Below are 14,426 nucleotides of genomic sequence, written 5' to 3'. Positions count from 1 at the left end.
GCAGGGAACAGGAATCAGAACATGTTCAACGGTAAGTCGATTTTCATCTCCGGCGGCACCGGCTCGTTCGGGCGCAAGTTTATCGCGCGCCTGCTCGAGCAATACCAGCCCAAGCGCGTGGTGGTGTTCTCCCGGGATGAGCTCAAGCAATACGAAATGCAGCAGACGTTCAACGCGCCGTGCATGCGTTACTTCCTCGGTGACGTGCGCGACGCCGATCGTCTGCGCCAGGCCATGCGCGGCATCGATTACGTGGTGCATGCCGCGGCGTTGAAGCAGGTGCCGGCGGCGGAATACAACCCGACCGAATGCATCCGCACCAACGTCAACGGCGCGGAAAACATCATCGCCGCTGCCATCGACAACGGCGTGAAGAAAGTCGTCGCGCTGTCCACCGACAAGGCCGCGAGCCCGATCAACCTGTACGGCGCCACCAAGTTGCTGTCGGACAAGTTGTTCGTCGCGGCCAACAACATCGCCGGCGAACAGCAGACGCGTTTTGCCGTGGTGCGCTACGGCAACGTGGCTGGTTCGCGCGGGTCAGTGGTGCCGTTCTTCAGCAAGCTCATCGCCGACGGCGCGACAGAGCTGCCGATCACCGATGAGCGCATGACCCGCTTCTGGATCACCCTCGATCACGGCGTGCAATTCGTGCTCGACAGCTTTGCGCGGATGCACGGCGGCGAAGTGTTCGTGCCGAAGATCCCGTCGATTCGCGTGGTCGATCTCGCGCGTGGCATGGCCGAGCATCTGCCGCACAAGAACGTCGGCATCCGTCCGGGCGAGAAACTGCACGAGCTGATGGTGCCGCTGGACGATGCGCGGATGACCCTGGAGTTCGCCGATCACTACACCATCCAGCCGTCGATTCGCTTCACCAGCGTCGATGTGGATTTTGCCGAGGACAAACTCGGTGAGCGTGGCGTACCGGTTGGCGAAGACTTCGAGTACCGCTCCGACACCAACCCGCACTTCCTCTCGGTGGGGCAGATCGCCGAGCTGCACGCGAAGCTCTCGGTATGATTCCCTACGGTCGGCAAAGCCTCGACCAGGCGGACATCGACGCGGTCGTCGAGGTGTTGCAGTCCGACTGGTTGACCCAGGGCCCGACTATCGAGCGCTTCGAGCAGGCGATGGCCGAGCGTTGTCAGGCCGACTTCGCCGTGGCGGTGTGCAACGCCACGGCGGCGCTGCACATTGCCTGTCTGGCGGCAGGGCTGGGAGCGGGCGACCGCTTGTGGACCACGCCGAACACCTTTCTCGCGTCGGCCAACTGTGGGCGTTACTGCGGCGCGGATGTCGACTTCGTGGACATCGACCCACTGACGTGGAACCTCGATGCTGAAGTTCTGGCAAGCAAACTCGATGCTGCCGAACGCGACGGCACGCTGCCCAAAGTGCTGGTGGCGGTGGCGTTCTCCGGGCAGAGCTGCGACATGCGGCGAATTGCCGAACTGGCCGAGCGCTACAACTTCACGGTGATCGAAGACGCTTCCCATGCGGTCGGCGCAAGCTATGCCGGGCGTCCGGTGGGCTGCGGTGAATTTGCCGCGATGACCGTGTTCAGTTTTCATCCGGTGAAGATCATCACCAGCGGCGAAGGCGGCATGGTGCTGACCAATCGCCCGGAGCTGGCCGAGCGGCTGCAACGCCTGCGCAGCCACGGCATGACCCGCGATCCGCAGCAGATGACCGAGCCCAGCCACGGCCCGTGGTACTACCAGCAGGTCGAGCTGGGGTTCAATTACCGGATCACCGATCTGCAAGCCGCGCTGGGCCTGTCGCAGCTGAGCAAGCTGGACGAGTTCATCGCCCGGCGTCGGGAACTGGCCGAGCGTTACGACCGTCTGCTGGCGTACTTGCCAGTCACCGTGCCGAGCCTCCAGCCGGAGGCTGAATCGGCCTGGCATCTTTACGTGGTGCGTTTGCAGACCGAGCGCATCGGCCTCAGCCACCGTCAGGTGTTCGAAGGATTGCGTGCCGCCGGCATCGGCGTGAACCTGCACTACATTCCGCTGCATCTGCAGCCGTACTATCGTGACCTGGGTTTTGCCGAAGGTGACTTCCCCGAAGCCGAGCGTTATTACGCCGAAGCGATCAGCCTGCCGCTGTTTCCGTTGCTGAGCGATCAGCAGCAGGACTACGTGGTCGAGCAATTGCGTCGGTTGACTGAATGATTGCCGCTGCGGCGGTGGATGGAAACGGTAATGCGTGATCTGAGCGAGCAGGAACAATTCTGGCAAGGCGAATTCGGCAACCAGTACGTCGATCGCAACGTCGGCCAGCCACTGGTGGCGGCCAATCTGGCGTTGTTCGCCAAGGCGCTGACCCGGGCCGGACGGATCGACAGTTTGCTGGAACTGGGCACCAACGCCGGCAACAACTTGCAGGCGCTGCGTCAGCTGTTGCCCCGCTGCGAGCTGTTCGGGGTCGAAATCAATGCCAGTGCCTGTGCCCAGGCGCGTGCGCTGGAGATCGCGAACATCTGGCACGGTTCGCTGTTCGATTTTCCCCGTGAGCGCCAATACGACCTGACCCTGAGCAAAGGCGTGCTGATCCATCTGGCGCCGGAGCTGTTGCCGACGGCGTATGCCCAGTTGTATGAATTGAGTTCGCGCTACATCCTGATCGCCGAGTACTACAATCCGTCGCCGGTGGAAGTGTCCTATCGCGGCAACAGTGGAAAACTGTTCAAACGCGATTTTGCCGGGGAAATGCTTGACCGTTATCCTGATCTGCAACTGCTGGATTACGGCTTCGGTTATCGCCGCGACCCGCAATTCCCGGTCGACGACATCACTTGGTTCCTGCTGGAAAAACGTCCTTGAACAACGTCGCAATCATCCCGGCCCGTGGGGGCAGCAAGCGCATTCCGCGCAAGAATCTCAAGCCGTTCGACGGTGTGCCGATGATTGTCCGTTCGATACGCACGGCCCTCGATTCAGGGTTGTTCGAGCAGGTGGTGGTCAGCACCGACGACGCAGAGATCGCGGACGTGGCGCGTGCCAACGGTGCTCAGGTGCCGTTCATGCGTCCGGCGGAGCTGGCCGATGATTTCACCGGCACTGCGGCGGTGATCGCGCATGCCTTGCAGCAACTGCCGGCCTTCGAATACGCCTGCTGTGTGTATGCCACGGCGCCGCTGTTGCAGGCGCGGTTTCTGCGTCAGGGCCTGGAGTTGCTGGCGCAGCATCCGGACAAGTCCTTTGCTTTTTCAGTCACTGATTTCGGCTTTCCGGTGCAGCGCGCCCTGACCCTGGACGGGCAGGGCGCACTGACGGCGTTGTACCCCGAGTTTCGCAATACCCGTTCGCAGGATCTGCCGGCTGCCTTTCAGGATGCCGGCCAGTTCTATTGGGGCCGCAGCGAGGCGTGGCTGGGTGGGGAGGTGCTGTATTCGCCGGCCAGTCTGCCGGTGATCCTGCCCCGGCATCTGGTGCAGGACATCGATATCGCCGAAGACTGGAAGCGTGCCGAGTACCTCTACGCCGCCCTCAAGGCTGGCGGAGAGTTGCAATGAGAGTGCTGATCCGCGCCGACGCATCGCCGACCATCGGCAGTGGCCACATCGCCCGGTGCCTGACGCTGGCGCGAGTGCTGCGCACCCAAGGCAGTCATGTCGCGTTCGCCTGCCGTCGTTTGCCGGGGCATCGGCTCGATGCGTTGCAGAGCGAAGGTTTCGAGACCTTCGCGTTGCCGGAGCGCTACGCCGGTGAAGACCCGGAGCAGGCCATCGAATCGATGCTGCCGTGGCAGGCGGATATCGATGCACTGGCGGCGCAGCTGGAAGGGCAGCCTGGGTTTGACTGGGTCATCGCCGACCATTACGGCCTCGACCATCACTGGCAGACCGCGGCCCGTCGCTTCGCGCCACGGATCGCCGCCGTCGACGATCTGGCGACCCGACGCTACAGCGTGGATCTGCTGCTCAATCAGAACCTCTCGGGCCTCAGCGAAAACTATCAGCCATTGCTGCCGACCGGGTGTCGAACGCTGCTCGGCCCGCGCTTCGCCATGCTGCGCGAAGAATTCAGTGGCCCGGCCATCGAGATCAAACCGGTGGCGCGCCGGGTGCTGGTGAATTTCGGCGGCTTCGATGCGGCGCGCCAGACCCATCACGCGATGCTGGCGCTGGCGGATTTTTCCGAGCTGGAAGTGGATTTCGTCGCCGGCGCCGACAACCCGGCCTGGGCAGAGATGCAGGCGTTGGCCGAAACGCGGCCGCACTGGCGGCTGCACAGTTTTGTCAGCGATTTTCATCGGCGCATGACCGAGGCCGACCTGTTTATCGGTGCCGGCGGCGGCACCAGTTGGGAACGCGCGGCCCTGGGCCTGCCGACGATTTGCATTGCGGTGTCGAACAACCAGCAGGCCAACGGCGAGGTGATGGCGGCGGCCGGCGCGCATGTGTTCATGGGCGCGCGGGAGCAGGTCGGCGTCGAGCAACTGCGTGATGCCATCGGCTTTGTCGTGGGCAATTTTTATCTGCGCCAGAGCCTGGCCGAGCGTTCGCGGCATCTGGTCGACGGGCGCGGCGCGTTGCGGGTCGCAGCGGCACTGGCCGGCGCGGTGCTCAAGTTGCGTCTGGCGACACTGGATGACGCGCAGTTGCTGTTCGACGGACGCAATGCCGAGGCGGTGCGCCGCTGGTCGCTGGACAGCGGTGTAATCGATTGGGTGCAGCATGTGAACTGGCTGGGCGCGAGCCTGCGCAATCCTCAGCGGCTGCTGCTGGTGGCCGAGGCGGATGACGGCCCGGTCGGTGTCCTGCGCTACGATCTGCGCGGCTTTGAAGCAGAGGCTTCGTTGTATCTGCTCGAAGGGCGTTTCGGTCTCGGCTGGGGCAGGGCGCTGCTGGCGCAGGGTGAAGTCTTCGTGGCTGGGCACTGGCCGCAGATGAACGCCATTACCGCCCAGGTATTGCCGGCCAATCAGCCCTCGATGAATGTTTTTCGTGACGCCGGGTTTACCCAGAGTGCCTGCGCGTTCACCAAGGTTTTGAAGGAATTCCGTCAATGAGCAGTTTCAATATTGGAAACCGCCGGATCGGTGCCGATGCGCCGCCGTTCATCATCGCGGAAATGAGCGGCAACCATAACCAGTCGCTGGACGTCGCCTTGCAGATTGTCGAAGCGGCGGCCAAGGCCGGTGCCCATGCCTTGAAGCTGCAAACCTACACCGCCGAAACCATGACCCTGGATCTGGCGGAAGGCGAGTTCTTCATCAAGGACCCGAACAGTCTGTGGGCCGGTACCTCGCTCTATGACCTGTATGAAAAGGCCCACACGCCCTGGGAATGGCATGCGCCGATCTTCGCCCGGGCCAAGGAATTGGGCATGCTCGCGTTTTCGACGCCGTTCGACGACAGCGCCGTGGATTTCCTCGAAAGCCTCGATGTGCCGGCCTACAAGATCGCCAGTTTCGAGAACACCGATCTGCCGTTGATTCGCCGTGTCGCAGCGACCGGCAAACCGCTGATCATTTCCACCGGCATGGCCAGCATCGCCGAACTCGACGAAACCGTGCGCGCCGCCCGTGAGGCGGGATGCAAGGATCTGGTGCTGCTCAAGTGCACCAGCACCTACCCGGCGACCCCGACCAACAGCAACGTGCGCACGATCCCGCATCTGCGTGAGTTGTTCGGTTGTGAGGTTGGGCTGTCAGACCATTCGATGGGTGTTGGCGTATCGGTGGCGGCGGTGGCGCTGGGTGCGACCGTGGTGGAAAAACACTTCACCCTCGACCGTGCGGCCGGTGGCGTGGACGCCAGTTTCTCGCTGGAACCGGCGGAACTGGCCAGTCTGGTGGTCGAGACCGAGCGCGCCTGGCAGGCCATGGGGCAGGTGCATTACGGGGTGACCGAGGCTGAGCAAAAGTCGCTGGTTTACCGCCGGTCGCTGTATGTCACGGCCGATATGGCGGCCGGTGAACTCTTCACTGTGGCTAATGTGCGCGCCATTCGTCCCGGTCTCGGCTTGCCGCCCAAGCACGCCGAAGCCGTCCTCGGGCGCCGTGCGCGCCAGCCGATCAAACGCGGTACGCCGCTGGACTGGTCATTGGTCGAATGACCCGATCTGTCACCGATTCGGCAAAATAGCGTGACCTGCGAGTCATAACGCGCATCTTCACTGTATTGTAATGACCGGGGAGATGGCGCCTGGCCCGTTTTCGGTTCCAGTGATAGCCCTTTGCGCTCCCCGTGGCTGCCCGTTGTGGCGGCCGTTTTCTGTTTGTCGGCGCCCCTCGAATCCTTGCGAGCGGTGGTATTGGGCTGTTTATTATTGGGAAGCCGTAATGATTGGCATAAAAAGCATTGCGAGCTACGTTCCTGTAGCCGGCGTGGACAATTACGCACAAGGTGCAAAATTCGAGAAGGATGAAGAATTCATCCTCGGCAAGATCGGTTCGGCCTTCCTCCCACGCAAAGACGCGGAACAGGAAACCTCCGATCTGTGCGTTGAAGCGGCCAATGCGCTGTTTGCCAACAACCCTGAACTGAAACGTGAATCCATCGATGCGCTGATCGTCGTCACCCAGAACGGTGACGAGGAAGGCCTGCCGCACACCGCGGCCATCGTCCAGGACAAACTCGGCCTGCCGACCAATGTCGCGGCGTTCGATATTTCCCTGGGCTGCTCCGGTTACGTCTACGGCATCTATGCGATCAAAGGCTTCATGGAAGCCGCCGGCCTGAAGAACGGCCTGCTGATCACAGCCGACCCGTATTCGAAGATCGTTGACCCGGAAGATCGCAACACCACCATGCTGTTCGGCGATGCTGCTACCGCCACCTGGATGGGTGAAGATCCGGTCTGGGCGCTGGGCAAGGCCAAGTTCGGCACCGACGGTTCCGGCGCACCGCACCTGAAAGTCACCGATGGTGTGTTTTTCATGAACGGCCGCCAAGTGTTCAACTTCGCGCTGCTCAAGGTGCCGGCGCACCTGCATGAACTGCTCGACGATTCCGGCCTGAAGGCCGATGACATCGATGCCTTCTGCATCCACCAGGGCAGTGCGGCGATTGTCGACGCCGTGGCGCGGCGCTTCGAAGGCGAGCCGGAGAAGTTCATCAAGGACATGGTCGAGACCGGCAACACCGTGTCGTCCAGTGTGCCGCTTCTGCTGGAAAAACACGTGATGGATTCCGACTGGAACCGCATCGCGATCAGTGGTTTCGGTGTCGGTCTGTCGTGGGGTTCGGCGATTATTTATCGTCCTTGAATCCGCTAAGAACGACGGATACAAAAATAGCGTTCAAGGGTTAACCTTGAACGCTATTTTTTTGCCTGAAGGGAGCGCGAGGCGCCATGAGTGAGTTTTTCCAGGCCAATGCTGAAGTCGTCGAGCGACGCTGGCCGGCGCTGTTCGCACGATTGCTGAACGAAGACAGTTCGGCGATTGAGGCCGAACTGACGCAAGGGCTGGGCTCGACGCTGAGCATTGGCGGCATTCAGCTCACCAGCCGGCATGATCGTGTCCGCGAGGCGCAGATTCAGGCCGCCAGCCTACCGGCGGACAAGCCGCAACTGCATGTCTACGGCACCGGCCTCGGGGATTTGCCCGCGGTGCTGCTGGAGCGCGCCGGGCTTGAGCGCTTGTATGTGCACATCCTCAATGGCGCGCTGTTTGCCCTGGTGCTGCAACTGCTCGATCAGCGTGAGTGGCTGCAGGAGCCGCGAGTTGAATTGCTCTACGCCGGCGACCTGCCCGACATCTGCACGCCATTCTTTGCATTGCCTGCCGAAATGCTGCTGGCCGATGACTTCAACGCGAAGATTCGTGATCGACTGGTCAGCGAAGTGCACTTGAGCTTCAACAACCGTGAGTTCGATCCGCAGTCACCGTTCATTCAACAGCGTCTGCAGGACTGCTTGCCGGTATTGCTTGCCGACGATGATGTGGCGACGCTGTTCGGCACCTGCACCGGTCGGGAGATCTATGTGATCGGCACCGGGCCGACGCTGGAACAGCATTTCGAACGTCTGGCCGCGATCCGCGAGCGGGCCGAGCGTCCGTTGTTCATTTGCGTCGATACCGCCTACCGGCCGCTGCGCGAGCACGGGATCGTGCCCGACTATGTGGTGAGCATCGATCAGCGCATCAGCTTCCGGCATTTGCCTTTCGAGGACTCCGACGGCATCCCGCTGGTGTACCTGCCCATGAGTGATCCCGAGGTGCTGAGGGCCTGGAAGGGCAAGCGTTACGGCGGCTACTCGGCCAGTCCGGTCTATGCGGCATTGCGTGAACAGCACCCGAGGGCGCTGCTGCATGTGGGTGGCAGTGTGATTCACCCGGCCGTGGACCTGGCGGTGAAGATGGGCGCTGCACGCATCACGCTGTTCGGTGCCGATTTTGCTTTCCCGATGAACAAGACCCATGCCGGCTGGAATGACGGTGACCTGGGGCCGTCGGTGAATCAGGCGCGGCACTGGGTGCGTGACGGGTATGGCCAGCGCGTCAGTACCCAGCTCAATTTTCGCGGTTATCTGTGCGTGCTGGAGCGATACATCGCCAGTCAGCCGCAGGTGGCATTTTTCAACAGCAGCCGGGCGGGTGCGCAGATTGCCGGAACAGCGTTCAATCAGGAGTTTGTGCAATGACTGCACTGCAAAGCTGGGTAGACGAATGCCATCAGTGCGCCGGGTTGTTCCGCCTGGGACGTGATGTCGAGGCGGCGTTGACCATGGTCGATGTGTTCGAGGGCGCGCAGCAGTCATTGCTGTCGGCCGGCACGCAGACGCAGCAAGTCTGGGCGCAATTGCTCGCACAAATGCTCGAGTGCCAGGAGCGTCAGGACTGGCTGGGACTTGCCGATTTCATGGAGTACGAGTTGATTCAATTGCTGGAAGAATCGTCCGCCTGAAGAGGAGCGAAGGCGCTGGCCCGCCGGTTTGCGCCACGGACGGTTTTATGACGTCATTTTTTCGAAGGTGAAGTGCTGCTAAGTCTTTGTTTTCTAGGGGGTGGCAGGGTGATGGCAAATTTTTTCAAAAAAGCCCTCAAGCAACCTGCAAACCCGACGATAACTATTACGAAGGTTCTCTAGGCCATACCCGGCGGTTGCCAGGGCCGGAAGCCGCAGTACCCAACCAACGAGGAATTCGTCATGGCTTTAACAGTAAACACCAACACCACGTCGTTGAACGTTCAGAAAAACCTGAACCGCGCTTCCGACGCTCTGTCGACTTCGATGCAGCGCCTGTCTTCCGGCCTGAAAATCAACAGCGCTAAAGACGACGCCGCTGGCCTGCAGATCTCCAACCGTATGTCTTCCCAGATCCGCGGTAACACCCAGGCAATCCAGAACGCCAACGACGGTATCTCCGTTGCCCAGACCGCTGAAGGCGCTCTGCAAGCTACTACCGACATTCTGCAGCGTATGCGTGAACTGGCTGTTAAAGCACGTAACGGTACCAACGGCACTGCTGACCAGACCGCTACCAACGCTGAATTCGCTCAGATGTCCGACGAGATCACCCGTATCTCGGCTTCGACCAACCTGAACGGCAAAAACCTGCTGGACGGTTCGGCTGGTACTGTAACCCTGCAAGTGGGTGCAAACACCGGTTCGGCTAACCACATCGACCTGGTACTGAGCTCCAAGTTCGACGCCGTCAGCCTGTCGGTTGGTAGCGGTACTCTGTCCCTGACCGGTGCTACCGTAACTGGCGCTTCGCAGAACATCGACAACGCGATCACTGCAATCGACGCCGCTATCGCTGCAATCGGTGCAACTCGTGCCAGCCTGGGTGCTTCGCAAAACCGTCTGACCAGCACCATCCAGAACTTGCAGAACATCACCGAGAACACCACTGCTGCACAAGGTCGCGTACAAGATACCGACTTCGCCGCAGAGACTGCTAACCTGACCAAGCAGCAAACCCTGCAACAGGCTTCGACCTCTGTTCTGGCTCAAGCCAACCAACTGCCTTCCGCTGTACTGAAGCTGCTTCAGTAATTTCGGAATGAGTTTTAGCGGGGGAGTGCGCTTGCGTGCTCTCTCGCTTTTTACGTTATGAGGTGATGAGCATGGACATGAGCGTCAAGCTTAACGTGTCTTATCCGGCTCCCAAACCAGCCAATACCGTTACCGACAAGCCGTCGGAAACCAAGCCTCAGACCGTTGATGCTGTTCCTGCCTCGAAAAAGAGCCAGGAAGCAGATGAAACCAAGCTGAAGCTGGCGGTGCAGGAGATCGAGAAGTTCGTTCAGTCGATCAAGCGCAATCTGGAATTTTCGATCGACGAGCATTCCGGCAAGGTCATCGTCAAGGTGATCGCAAGCGAGACGGGCGAGGTCGTACGACAGATCCCCTCCGCAGAAGCCCTGAAGCTGGCAGACAGCCTCGCCAACGCAAGTCACGTGTTGTTCGACGCCAAAGTCTGATAGCTGGCATGAATAGTGTTTGAAGTTCTTTAGGCGCAGGTATTGGTCAAAAGACTGGCAACAACCCAAGGGAGATGCACATGGCAAGTCCAATTTTACCGGGTTCGGGCCTGGGTTCCGGCCTGGACATCGGTGCGATCGTTACTGCGCTGGTCAACGCTGACAAATCGCCGAAGCAGACGCAGATCGATAACCAGACCAAAACCAACACGCTGAAAATTTCCGGTGTGGGTGCTCTGAAGAGCGCGCTGACCACCTTTCAGGCGGCATTGGCCACTCTGGGCAGCAAGACCAATCCCGCATTCGCCGGCTACACGGCGACATCGAGCGTGCCTGGAACGCTGACTGTAACTTCCGATAACACTGCGGTTTCGGGCTCTTACAGCGTTGTCGTGAAAGAACTGGCTACCGGTTCGAAGGTCGCCTCTGCAGCCTTTGCCGGCGGTGCATCCAGTGCCATTCCGAGTGGTACCCTGAAAATCAGTCAGAATGGCACTGATTACAATGTCACCATCCCGGCCAATGCCACCTTGCAGAGCACGCGTGATGCGATCAACAAGGCCCAGGGCAGCAATGGTATTTCCGCCAACATCGTGACCGACGCCACTGGCGCCTCTCGTCTGGTGATTGGTTCGAACAAGACCGGTGCGGGTTCCGATCTCTCTGTCAGCGGTATCGCCGGCCTGGAAATCGATGGCACCAAGGTCATGTCGGCTACGCCGGCGGCAGGTGATTCCGGTTCCGTGGGCGCGCTCGCCAAGGATGCGTCCCTGACCATCGATGGCCTGGCAGTCACCAGCAAGAGCAACACGGTTACCGGTGCGATCAGTGGCATGACCCTGAATCTGGTCGCTGCCAGCGCGACGCCGTCCACGGTTACCGTTGATACCAATACCAAAGGGCTGCAGACGTCGCTTCAGCAGTTCGTCGATGCCTACAATTCGCTCAAGACCACCGTTGACAGCCTGTCCAAAGCCACGCCGGATGAAGACGGCAAGCTGACCGTGCAGGCGGCGTTCACTGGCGATTCCTTGCCGCGTTCGTTGATTGCGAGCATTCGCGCCGAGTTTACCGGCGCGGGCGCGGGTGGCTCGATGGCCTATCTGTCGGAAGTGGGCATCATGACCGACTCCATTACCGGTAACCTGAAGCTCGACACCACTGCCTTCAACAAGGCCATGGCGGCTCCGGGGGCAACGGGTCAGGTACAGCAGTTGTTCAGTGGTACCAATGACACCAACGGTCTGCTGGCGCGCATGAGCAAGGCGGTTGACCCGTATCTCAAGACATCGGCCGACGGCAAGACTCAAGGTCTGCTGGATCAGCGACTGACGATCCTGAATGCCAATAGCCGGACGATTACCGATCAGCAAAAAGCCCTGGATGTCCGTGTGGCCAACCTGACCAAGACGTTGACTGCCAAGTACAACGCCATGGACTTGCTGGTAGGGCAGATGAAGGCGACGGCGAGCAACATTACGTCGTTCTTCAGCTCGCTGAACGCTCAGCAATCCGCGAAGTAACATGCAAAAACGACAAAAACCCGGCTACGCTTTCGAGCGTGCGCCGGGTTTTTGTCTTATGGTCTAAAGTTTTTCGACTCGCTGGCGATACACTGTTCATACGAGTCATTGTGGCAAATGAGGTAGAACATGAATCCGATGTTAGCCCTTCGGCAATACCAGAAAGTAGGTGCGCACGCTCAGACCTCTGAAGCGAGCCCTCATCGCCTGGTGCAAATGCTGATGGAAGGCGGTCTGGACCGTATCGCCCAGGCCAAAGGTGCGATCGAGCGCAAGGACATTCCTGCCAAGTGCACGTCGATCAGCAAGGCCATCGGCATCGTCAGCGGGCTGCGTGAAGGACTGGATCTGGAAAATTCCGCGGATACGCTGGCTGATCTGGACGGTCTTTACATCTACATGATGAAGCGTCTCGCCGAGGCGAACATCAGTAGCGATCCGCGTATTCTTGATGAGGTTGCCGGCTTGCTGAGCACCGTCAAAGAAGGCTGGGATGCGATCGCGCCTGCGCCCGCTCCGCAGTTCTGAGGAGATCACCATGAGTCTTGTATTGCAGCGAATCGAAGAAACCCGGGCAGCGTTGGTCGGAGCACTGGCCGAGCGCAACTGGGAGGCCATCGGTCAACTGGATCTCGATTGCCGTTCCTGCATGGAAGATGTCTTGAGTGAGGCTTCGGTGGACGAGGTCGCATTGCGCGACAACCTCGAGGAGTTGCTGCATGTTTACAAGCAGCTGCTTGAAGTCGCCATGGGTGAGCGTCAGGCGATAGTCGACGAGATGTCGCAGATCACCCAAGCGCAGAACGCGGCAAAGGTTTACCATCTGTTTGGTTAATTAACCCCCAGTTAATCCAGACATGTGCGCCATAAATTTGACTGTGCACGGTTTTTTGACTTAACTAGTGGCTGTTTTCAGATTTCAGGCGTCTACAGGCACAAGGTGTCCTGCAAGCGTCTCGCTTGCCCCTCATTTTGGGCATTGAGTTGACTAGGGAAGTTGCTATTGCATGTGGCGTGAAACCAAAATTCTGCTGATCGATGACGATAGCGTCCGCCGCCGCGACCTGGCGGTGATCTTAAATTTTCTTGGCGAAGAAAATTTACCCTGCGGAAGCCATGACTGGCAGCAGGCAGTCGGCTCTTTGTCGTCTAGTCGTGAGGTCATTTGCGTACTGATCGGGACGGTCAATGCTCCTGGTGCGCTTTTGGGCCTGTTAAAGACACTCTCAACCTGGGATGAGTTCCTTCCGGTTTTGCTGATGGGCGATAATTCTTCGGTGGACCTGCCCGAAGACCAACGCCGCCGGGTACTTTCGACCCTCGAAATGCCGCCGAGCTACAGCAAGCTGCTGGACTCCCTGCACCGTGCCCAGGTCTATCGCGAGATGTACGACCAGGCCCGCGAGCGCGGCCGTCATCGCGAACCCAACCTGTTCCGCAGTCTCGTCGGCACCAGTCGCGCGATTCAGCACGTGCGTCAGATGATGCAGCAAGTGGCCGACACCGACGCCAGCGTGTTGATCCTCGGCGAGTCCGGGACCGGCAAGGAAGTGGTTGCGCGCAACCTGCATTACCATTCCAAGCGTCGTGACGCGCCATTCGTACCGGTCAACTGCGGGGCGATCCCGGCCGAGTTGCTGGAAAGCGAACTGTTCGGCCACGAGAAGGGCGCCTTCACCGGCGCGATCACCAGCCGTGCCGGCCGCTTCGAGCTGGCCAACGGCGGTACGCTGTTCCTCGACGAAATCGGCGACATGCCGCTGCCGATGCAGGTCAAACTGCTGCGCGTGTTGCAGGAGCGCACCTTCGAGCGCGTGGGCAGCAACAAGACCCAAAGCGTCGACGTGCGCATCATCGCCGCGACTCACAAGAATCTCGAAAGCATGATCGAGATCGGCACCTTCCGCGAAGACCTCTACTATCGCCTGAACGTGTTCCCGATCGAGATGGCGCCGCTGCGTGAGCGCGTCGAAGACATTCCGTTGCTGATGAACGAGCTGATCTCGCGCATGGAGCACGAGAAGCGCGGTTCGATCCGCTTCAACTCCGCCGCCATCATGTCCCTTTGCCGCCACGGCTGGCCGGGCAACGTCCGCGAGCTGGCCAACCTGGTGGAGCGCATGGCGATCATGCATCCGTACGGGGTGATCGGCGTGGTCGAGTTGCCGAAGAAATTCCGCTACGTCGACGACGAAGACGAGCAAATGGTCGACAGCCTGCGCAGCGACCTGGAAGAGCGCGTGGCGATCAACGGCCACACGCCGGACTTCACCGCCAACGCCATGCTGCCGCCGGAAGGTCTCGACCTGAAGGACTACCTCGGTGGTCTGGAGCAGGGCTTGATCCAGCAGGCGCTGGACGACGCCAACGGCATCGTTGCCCGCGCCGCCGAACGCCTGCGCATTCGCCGCACCACGCTTGTGGAAAAGATGCGCAAGTACGGCATGAGCCGTCGTGAAGGTGATGAACAGGCGGATGATTGACGCCTGTTTTTCAACTGTTTCATTTATAAGCGGT

At 60.2% G+C, this 14,426-nt stretch carries 15 protein-coding genes; all 15 read left to right on the top strand.

All coding sequences use genetic code 11. The annotated features are described in order from the left end of the window. Window positions 1-21: 21 nt before the first annotated feature. The 15 genes from pseB (at window position 22) to GQX66_RS26930 (ending at window position 14,392) form a co-directional block, all read left to right on the top strand. A complete protein-coding gene (gene pseB / locus GQX66_RS27000; RefSeq protein ID WP_007958320.1) occupies window positions 22-1,023 on the top strand; it encodes a UDP-N-acetylglucosamine 4,6-dehydratase (inverting) in 1,002 nt (333 codons plus the stop codon). Beyond that, window positions 1,020-2,177, top strand: coding sequence for a UDP-4-amino-4,6-dideoxy-N-acetyl-beta-L-altrosamine transaminase (gene pseC / locus GQX66_RS26995; protein WP_240872037.1), 1,158 nt, complete (start codon window positions 1,020-1,022; stop codon window positions 2,175-2,177). The genes pseB and pseC overlap by 4 nt, the downstream gene beginning before the upstream one ends. 30 nt (window positions 2,178-2,207) lie before the next feature. Then, complete coding sequence (locus GQX66_RS26990) at window positions 2,208-2,828, top strand: pseudaminic acid biosynthesis-associated methylase (RefSeq protein ID WP_102717463.1); 621 nt, start codon at window positions 2,208-2,210, stop codon at window positions 2,826-2,828. After that, window positions 2,825-3,520, top strand: a complete 696-nt coding sequence (gene pseF / locus GQX66_RS26985; RefSeq protein ID WP_240872036.1) for a pseudaminic acid cytidylyltransferase — start codon at window positions 2,825-2,827, stop codon at window positions 3,518-3,520. Before GQX66_RS26990 ends, pseF begins: the two co-directional genes overlap by 4 nt. Beyond that, complete coding sequence (pseG, locus tag GQX66_RS26980) at window positions 3,517-5,019, top strand: UDP-2,4-diacetamido-2,4,6-trideoxy-beta-L-altropyranose hydrolase (protein ID WP_240872035.1); 1,503 nt, start codon at window positions 3,517-3,519, stop codon at window positions 5,017-5,019. The genes pseF and pseG overlap by 4 nt, the downstream gene beginning before the upstream one ends. After that, window positions 5,016-6,068, top strand: a complete 1,053-nt coding sequence (pseI, locus tag GQX66_RS26975; RefSeq protein ID WP_134022255.1) for a pseudaminic acid synthase — start codon at window positions 5,016-5,018, stop codon at window positions 6,066-6,068. Before pseG ends, pseI begins: the two co-directional genes overlap by 4 nt. Before the next feature lie 226 nt (window positions 6,069-6,294). Next, complete coding sequence (locus GQX66_RS26970) at window positions 6,295-7,221, top strand: ketoacyl-ACP synthase III (RefSeq protein ID WP_085611535.1); 927 nt, start codon at window positions 6,295-6,297, stop codon at window positions 7,219-7,221. A gap of 86 nt (window positions 7,222-7,307) precedes the next feature. Then, window positions 7,308-8,600, top strand: a complete 1,293-nt coding sequence (locus GQX66_RS26965; protein ID WP_085747117.1) for a 6-hydroxymethylpterin diphosphokinase MptE-like protein — start codon at window positions 7,308-7,310, stop codon at window positions 8,598-8,600. Further along, window positions 8,597-8,863 (top strand): hypothetical protein, encoded by a 267-nt coding sequence (locus GQX66_RS26960; protein WP_085747116.1) that lies wholly within the window; start codon window positions 8,597-8,599, stop codon window positions 8,861-8,863. Before GQX66_RS26965 ends, GQX66_RS26960 begins: the two co-directional genes overlap by 4 nt. A 243-nt stretch (window positions 8,864-9,106) precedes the next feature. Next, window positions 9,107-9,958, top strand: coding sequence for a flagellin domain-containing protein (locus tag GQX66_RS26955; protein WP_007920059.1), 852 nt, complete (start codon window positions 9,107-9,109; stop codon window positions 9,956-9,958). 71 nt (window positions 9,959-10,029) lie between these two features. Next, window positions 10,030-10,386 carry a flagellar protein FlaG gene (locus GQX66_RS26950; protein WP_085605774.1) on the top strand — a complete coding sequence of 119 codons (357 nt, stop codon included), beginning with the start codon at window positions 10,030-10,032 and terminating at the stop codon, window positions 10,384-10,386. Between the two features lie 80 nt (window positions 10,387-10,466). Further along, complete coding sequence (fliD, locus tag GQX66_RS26945) at window positions 10,467-11,909, top strand: flagellar filament capping protein FliD (protein ID WP_085747114.1); 1,443 nt, start codon at window positions 10,467-10,469, stop codon at window positions 11,907-11,909. Between the two features lie 129 nt (window positions 11,910-12,038). Next, the gene (gene fliS / locus GQX66_RS26940) at window positions 12,039-12,437 is read left to right on the top strand and encodes a flagellar export chaperone FliS (protein WP_007958302.1); all 399 of its coding nucleotides are present in this window, start codon (window positions 12,039-12,041) and stop codon (window positions 12,435-12,437) included. A gap of 10 nt (window positions 12,438-12,447) precedes the next feature. After that, complete coding sequence (locus GQX66_RS26935; protein WP_007958300.1) at window positions 12,448-12,744, top strand: hypothetical protein; 297 nt, start codon at window positions 12,448-12,450, stop codon at window positions 12,742-12,744. A 172-nt stretch (window positions 12,745-12,916) separates the two neighbouring features. Then, window positions 12,917-14,392 carry a sigma-54 dependent transcriptional regulator gene (locus GQX66_RS26930; protein WP_003222863.1) on the top strand — a complete coding sequence of 492 codons (1,476 nt, stop codon included), beginning with the start codon at window positions 12,917-12,919 and terminating at the stop codon, window positions 14,390-14,392. The last annotated feature ends 34 nt before the right edge of the window (window positions 14,393-14,426 follow it).

This window comes from Pseudomonas sp. B707, assembly GCF_022496685.1.
GTDB classification, from domain to species: domain Bacteria; phylum Pseudomonadota; class Gammaproteobacteria; order Pseudomonadales; family Pseudomonadaceae; genus Aquipseudomonas; species Aquipseudomonas paraglycinae.
The sequence above is the reverse complement of the archived record's forward strand: the minus strand, read 5'-3'. Positions and strand labels throughout refer to the sequence as shown.

Excerpts from the sequence above, each read along its gene's own strand:
- pseB (WP_007958320.1), top strand. The coding sequence starts at position 22 with ATGTTCAACGGTAAGTCGATTTTCATCTCCGGCGGCACCGGCTCGTTC.
- pseC (WP_240872037.1), top strand. The coding sequence starts at position 1,020 with ATGATTCCCTACGGTCGGCAAAGCCTCGACCAGGCGGACATCGACGCG.
- GQX66_RS26990 (WP_102717463.1), top strand. The coding sequence starts at position 2,208 with ATGCGTGATCTGAGCGAGCAGGAACAATTCTGGCAAGGCGAATTCGGC.
- pseG (WP_240872035.1), top strand. The coding sequence starts at position 3,517 with ATGAGAGTGCTGATCCGCGCCGACGCATCGCCGACCATCGGCAGTGGC.
- pseI (WP_134022255.1), top strand. The coding sequence starts at position 5,016 with ATGAGCAGTTTCAATATTGGAAACCGCCGGATCGGTGCCGATGCGCCG.
- GQX66_RS26970 (WP_085611535.1), top strand. The coding sequence starts at position 6,295 with ATGATTGGCATAAAAAGCATTGCGAGCTACGTTCCTGTAGCCGGCGTG.
- GQX66_RS26965 (WP_085747117.1), top strand. The coding sequence starts at position 7,308 with ATGAGTGAGTTTTTCCAGGCCAATGCTGAAGTCGTCGAGCGACGCTGG.
- GQX66_RS26960 (WP_085747116.1), top strand. The coding sequence starts at position 8,597 with ATGACTGCACTGCAAAGCTGGGTAGACGAATGCCATCAGTGCGCCGGG.
- GQX66_RS26955 (WP_007920059.1), top strand. The coding sequence starts at position 9,107 with ATGGCTTTAACAGTAAACACCAACACCACGTCGTTGAACGTTCAGAAA.
- GQX66_RS26950 (WP_085605774.1), top strand. The coding sequence starts at position 10,030 with ATGGACATGAGCGTCAAGCTTAACGTGTCTTATCCGGCTCCCAAACCA.
- fliD (WP_085747114.1), top strand. The coding sequence starts at position 10,467 with ATGGCAAGTCCAATTTTACCGGGTTCGGGCCTGGGTTCCGGCCTGGAC.
- fliS (WP_007958302.1), top strand. The coding sequence starts at position 12,039 with ATGAATCCGATGTTAGCCCTTCGGCAATACCAGAAAGTAGGTGCGCAC.
- GQX66_RS26935 (WP_007958300.1), top strand. The coding sequence starts at position 12,448 with ATGAGTCTTGTATTGCAGCGAATCGAAGAAACCCGGGCAGCGTTGGTC.
- GQX66_RS26930 (WP_003222863.1), top strand. The coding sequence starts at position 12,917 with ATGTGGCGTGAAACCAAAATTCTGCTGATCGATGACGATAGCGTCCGC.